At 65.7% G+C, this 5,538-nt stretch carries 5 protein-coding genes and 1 pseudogene; 2 read left to right on the top strand and 4 right to left on the bottom strand.

What is annotated here, in order from left to right:
• From ACNJ7E_RS00755 to ACNJ7E_RS00765, 3 genes are all read right to left on the bottom strand, one after another.
• A partial coding sequence (locus tag ACNJ7E_RS00755) for an aldehyde dehydrogenase family protein (protein ID WP_418338769.1) occupies positions 1–380 on the bottom strand: 380 nt, incomplete at its 3' end.
• Positions 381–444: 64 nt separating this feature from the next.
• Positions 445–792, bottom strand: a complete 348-nt coding sequence (locus tag ACNJ7E_RS00760) for a cupin domain-containing protein (RefSeq protein ID WP_280782272.1) — start codon at positions 790–792, stop codon at positions 445–447.
• Positions 793–825: 33 nt separating this feature from the next.
• Positions 826–2,235, bottom strand: a complete 1,410-nt coding sequence (locus ACNJ7E_RS00765; RefSeq protein WP_418338771.1) for an NAD(P)/FAD-dependent oxidoreductase — start codon at positions 2,233–2,235, stop codon at positions 826–828.
• A 131-nt stretch (positions 2,236–2,366) separates the two neighbouring features.
• Here ACNJ7E_RS00765 and ACNJ7E_RS00770 point away from each other — a divergent pair, with 131 nt between their 5' ends.
• The gene (locus tag ACNJ7E_RS00770; protein ID WP_418338772.1) at positions 2,367–3,839 is read left to right on the top strand and encodes a PucR family transcriptional regulator; all 1,473 of its coding nucleotides are present in this window, start codon (positions 2,367–2,369) and stop codon (positions 3,837–3,839) included.
• Between the two features lie 67 nt (positions 3,840–3,906).
• Here ACNJ7E_RS00770 and ACNJ7E_RS00775 read toward each other — a convergent pair whose 3' ends face one another.
• Entirely contained in the window at positions 3,907–5,103 is a 1,197-nt protein-coding gene (locus ACNJ7E_RS00775; protein WP_418338773.1) for an amino acid permease, read from the bottom strand.
• Positions 5,104–5,143: 40 nt separating this feature from the next.
• On the opposite strand from ACNJ7E_RS00775, the pseudogene ACNJ7E_RS00780 reads away from it, so the two are divergent.
• A pseudogene (locus ACNJ7E_RS00780) lies at positions 5,144–5,538 on the top strand (transposase); the annotation flags it as partial.

Consider the following 5,538-nt stretch of genomic DNA (forward strand, 5'->3'; position numbering starts at 1 on the left):
TTGAGCAGGTGGGCGATGCCGCAGGCGAATTCGACGACTTCCTGGCCGCGGCTGACTTCGCCGAGGGCGTCGGAGACGACCTTGCCGTGCTCGGCGGTGATGATTTCGGCGAGTTCGCCCTTGCGGGCGTTGAGCAGTTCCCGGAATGTGAAGATCACCTGGGTGCGTTTGGCGAGGGAGGTGTCGCGCCAGGCGGGGAACGCGGCGGCGGCGGCGTCGATGACGGCGCGGGCGTCCTCGACGCTGGCGAGGGCGACCTGACCGGTGACGGCACCGGTGGCAGGGTTCGTCAACGGGGCGGTGTTGCCGCTCGTACCCGTGAACGTCTTGTTGTCGAACCAGTGTGGGATCGCCCGAAGGGTGCTGTCGTTGTGTGTCATGAAGTGGGGTCCTGTCGAATGAGAAGAAGCTGGTGGTCTCGTCGGGAAAGCGGCACGATCGGCATCAGAAGATGGTGTATGTCTTGCGGACGGTTTCGGTGACGTCCCAGCGTCCGGACCATCCCGGAGGCAGGACCACGAAATCGCCGGCCGAGATCTCGACCTTGATGCCGGTCTCGTCGTCGGTGAGTGTGGCCTTGCCTTCGATGATGAAGCAGGTTTCGGTGTTGGGTCGGTCGACGACAGGCCAGCCGCCGGGCTGGCATTCCCAGATTCCGATCTGGGCGTCGGTGCCGCCGTCGACGGGCAGGGTGCGCAGCTGCGGGTCGCCGCTGTCGGCACCGGGTCGCTGGCCGGCGGGGGTCAGCTCACCGTTCACGACGGTGGAGGGCAGGTGGATCAGTGAAGCCATGTTCGATGTCTCCAGGAATCGGTCGAGGGGATGTCAGTGGGCGCCGGTGAGCTTTTCCAGCAGCGCGGACACCTTGGACGGTTTGTTGGTGACGCGCTCTTCGAGGTCCGCGGTCGCGGCGGCTCGCAGTCCGGCGTTGACCCCGAACCATCGGAAGGGTTCGACCTCCCATTTGGGGGAGTGGTGGTTGACCACCGGGAGTGAGTTCAGGTCGTCGCGTTTGTCGAGGATGAGGTTGCGCAGGATGCGGCCGGCGAGGTTGCTGGTGGCGACCCCGTCGCCGACATACGGTCCGGCCCAGGCCATTTTGTTGTTCTGGTCGTAACCAACCGAGGGGAACCAGTCGCGCGGAACACCGAGTGGGCCGCCCCACCGGTGGGTGATCGGTACGTCCTTCAGTGTCGGGAAGAACTCGTGCATCGTGTCGATGATCTTCTCGTGAATCTTCTCGTCGACGTCGAACGACGGGTGGACCTTGGACCGGAAGTGGTACGGCGCCCCGCGCCCGCCGAAGACGAGGCGGCCGTCGTTGGTCGGGTGGGCGTAGATCCGCAGGTTCCGCATGTCGTTGAACGCGGTTCGGCCGTCGAGGCCGAGTTCCAGACGGACCTCGTCCGGCAGCGGGGCGGTCGCGACGACGAGCGAGTACAGCGGCGCCACATTGCGCCGGTAGTCGGGGAATTCGGGGGTGAACGCTTCGGTGGCGCGGATGACGACGGATGCGGTGACCGACCCGTGCTGCGTCCAGACGATGCCCATGCCGATCTCGTCGACCGCGGTGTCCTCATAGATGACCCCGCCGCGCTCCTCGACCCAGCCGGCGAGACCGCGCACCAGCTTGTCCGGGTGCAGCAGGGCGCAGTGCTCGGTGTAGATACCGCCGAGCACACCGGCTGCGTTGACCTTCTCGCGCGCGGCGTCGGCGTCGAGCAACTGCCACTGCCCGTGGGTGCCGAACCTCTCGGCGCCATCGACGGTCGCCTTCGCCCGTGCCCATTGCGCCTGGCTGCGGGCGAGGGAGACGAATCCGTCGCGGGAGTATTCGCAGTCGATCTTCTCGGCCGCGACGACGTCGCCGATCTCGCTGACCGTTTCGTTCATCGCCGCCTGCAGATCCAGGGCGGCGCGATGCGAGTACAGCTGTTCGACGCGGCCGAGCGACACCGGGAAGATCGAGGACGCCCACCCACCGTTGCGTCCCGAGGCGCCGAAGCCGGCGTATTCCCGTTCGAGCAGAACTACTTTCAGCGTCGGGTCGGCCTGCAGCAGATAGTAGGCCGCCCACAGTCCGGTGAACCCGGCACCGACGATCGCCACGTCGGCGGTGATGTTGCCGGGCAGCGTGGGCCGCCGGGATGTGTGCTCTCGGTCTTCGCGCCACAGGGGTGTACCGTCTGCGGCACCTGACACACCGCGCTCCGCGCGGGCGTTACTGACCACCATTTACAGCCTCCAGCCGTTCGTTCGTTCGTGCGTCGAAGTCCAGTGTCGTCTCAGCGTGTGAGCCCCGACATACTCCGGATTTACAGACATATAGCTGGCGGCTGTACTTTTGTATGAGGAGGTGAAGGCCGATGATCTCCGTCGATCAGCTGGCCGCGATCCCATCGCTCGGCCTGCGATATCTCGCCGGTGAGAGCGGCGGCGCGAGGCTGGTGACCTGGGCGCATGCCTGTGACCTGCCCGATCCGTGGTTGTGGTTCGAACACGGTGATCTCGTCATGACCACCGGCGGCGGGCTGCCTCACGGCGACACGGAGCAGTCCGAGTGGATGGCGCACCTGATCGACAGCCAGGTCAGCGCCCTGGTGATCGCCCGCGGCCCCGGCACCCCGGATGTCACGCCGGCACTGCTCGAAGTCGCCGAAAGTCGCGGATTCCCCGTGCTCTCGGCAAGTTTCGACCTGCAATTCGTCGCGCTCGCGCGCACCGTCATCGAAAGTGCCGTCGAATCCGAACGACAGCGCCTGTCCACCATCACCCGCCTGTACGACGTGTACTGGCAGGCCCTGCACGCACGCGGCACCTTCGGGGACCGGATCTCCGCGCTCGAAGGGACCACCGGATGGGCTCTCGAGGTCCGCGATCACGGTGCCGGCGGCGAGGTCATTGTCAGCGGACGCCTGGCTCTCCACGAGCGGAGCGGCCACGCGGATCCTGCGGCCGACCACGTCGAAATTCCGATCCCGGGGGCAGGAGAAGTGGTGCTGTCGGCCAGTCCCGGCCGGGTCCCCGTCAACGACCGCCCGCTCCTGCAGCACCTCGGGGGCCTGATTGCCCTCGAACTCGAACATGATGCCGCTCAACGCGACCGTCTCCGTGCGTCCGGGGCGGACTTGCTCGTCGGCCTTCTCGACGAAACCATCACCTTCGCCGCCGTGTGGCCCGAACTGCGCCACCGCGGGATGACCAATGGGGTGGTCGTCGCCTGCTGGAGCACCCCGAACGCCGACCCACTTCATCACGAGACCATCCACCTGCAGGTCTGTCTGCAGCAGTACGCACCGCTGCTGTTGCCGCGCGCGGCGTTACTCATCGGGGTGGTGCCCCGCGATCTCGACCTGCTGGCGACGATCAGCGCCAAGCTCGCTCCGGACTGTGCGGTCGGGGTCAGCAGCACTCTGACCGCCAATTCGAGTGTCGCCGAGGCGGCCCGGCAGGCACAGCTCGCCGTGGCCCGCGCTCATGAGCAAGACCAGACGGTCAATGTCTACGGCGAAGACATCGACGACGTCGGGTTTCTGCCCCGCAGCATGGAAGACACCCGGAGGTTGGTCCGCACCACCCTCGGCCCGCTCATCGTTCATGACAAGAGCAACGAGGGTGAGCTGGTGACCTCGGTGCGCGTGTTCCTCCGGAACGATGGCGCGTGGCAGAAGAGCGCCGACGAGTTGAAGATCCACCGGCAGACCCTCGTCTACCGGCTGCGCCGCGTCGAGCAACTCACCGGCTTGAAGCCGACCTCCACCGAAGGCTCGGCGATGTTCTGGCTCGCCCTGTCCGGTGCCGAGCGAGCGAAACTCGATCTCGACGAGTTGATCGACTGAATGGAACACCAGATGGGCTGGTCCGTCACGGACCAGCCCATCTGGTGTTCAGGTGCTACCTCGAAGCTCAGGAGCTGATGCTCTCCGTGGCCACCCCGGATGCGTCAGGTCCGCTGTCGTGGGCGGCCGGCGCCACCTGTGTGGAGGCGCGGGTCTTCTTCTTGACGAAGTAGACGATCGTCAGCACCACCCACACCGCGATTCCCTGCATCAGTTCGATCCGATTGGCTTCCCGGAAACCCATGCTGACCAGTACCGCGACGATGGCCACCGTGACCAGGATCGGAAGGCCCGGGTAGAGCCACATCCGGAACTCGAGGGAGCCGGGGTTCTCCTTCTCCCACCGTCGACGCAGGCGCAGCTCGGAGATGCAGATCATGAAGTACACGAACAGGAACACCGCACCGGAGGCGTTGATCAGGAACAGGAACACCGTGTCCGGGAAGATTGCCGCAAGGACCACGCATCCGTAGCCGATGACGGTGCACGACAGGATGCCCTTGACCGGCACGCCACGCTTGTTGGTCGAGGTCATCCACGCCGGTGCGTCACCGCGGCCGCCCATGACGAACAGCAGCCGGGAGGAGGTGTAGAGCCCGGAGTTGAGGACCGACAGCACCGCCACCAGGATGACAAGGTTGAGCAGGTCCGCTGTGCCGGGGATTCCGATCCGGTCCAGGGCGGCGACGAACGGAGACTCGCCCGGTACTACCGAATCCCACGGCACGATCACCGCGATCAGGAACGTGGAGATGACGAAGAACGCGAGGATACGGAAGACGACGGAGTTGACGGCCTTGCGGATCGCCTTGGCCGGTTCCGCCGACTCGGCGGCGGCGATGGTGACGACCTCGACACCGGTCATGGAGAAGATCACCACGACCACGCCGATGAACAGGGTGGCCAGCCCGTTCGGGAGGAGCCCGCCATGGTTGGTCAGGTTGGAGAAGTCGATGCTCGCGCCGGGCCAGAGCCCGAAGACGAACAGTGCGGCGACCGCAATGAAAGCGACGATAGCGACCACCTTGATGCTCGCGAACCAGTACTCGGCCTCACCGAACGCGCCCACCGAGAGCAGGTTGACCGCGGTCATGATGACCATGAGGGCAGCTGCGATAGCCCACACCGGCAGCGAAGGAATCCATTTGTTGATCATCTGACCGCCGACGACGGCCTCGAATCCGACGACGATGACCCAGAAGTACCAATACAGCCACCCGGTTGAAAACCCCGCCCACTGAGGTTGCCCCCTTGGAGTGGACACCCCTGACAATGGTTCTAGGAGAGCCAGGAGGGATGTCGAGGTGGGACGCCAGTCTCTGTACACGGAGGAATTCCGGAAAGACGCGGTCGCATTGTACCGCGCGGCCGACGGTAAACGCACGTACGCGGATGTGGCCGCGGATGTGGGCGTCAGTGGCGAGACGCTACGGACGTGGGTCCGCAAGGACACCGCCCGTAACGCGCGGTCGCAGGACTGCAGTACCGGCGCCGACGGGACCGAGGCGGACGAGCTCGCGCGCCTGCGGGCGGAGAACGCCCGGCTACGGGGTGCGGAAAAGGAATGGCAGCTCGAACGCGAGATCCTGCGCCGGGCAGCCGCGTATTTCGCAAAGGAGGTGAAGTGAAGACCCGCCGCTGGGACTTCATCTCCGACCATCGCGCCGAGTTCGGCGTGCAGCGGCTGTGCCGGGTGCTC

It is taken from the genome of Rhodococcus mengyinensis (assembly GCF_048381435.1).
In the GTDB taxonomy this organism is placed as follows: Bacteria; Actinomycetota; Actinomycetes; order Mycobacteriales; family Mycobacteriaceae; genus Rhodococcus_F; species Rhodococcus_F opacus_D.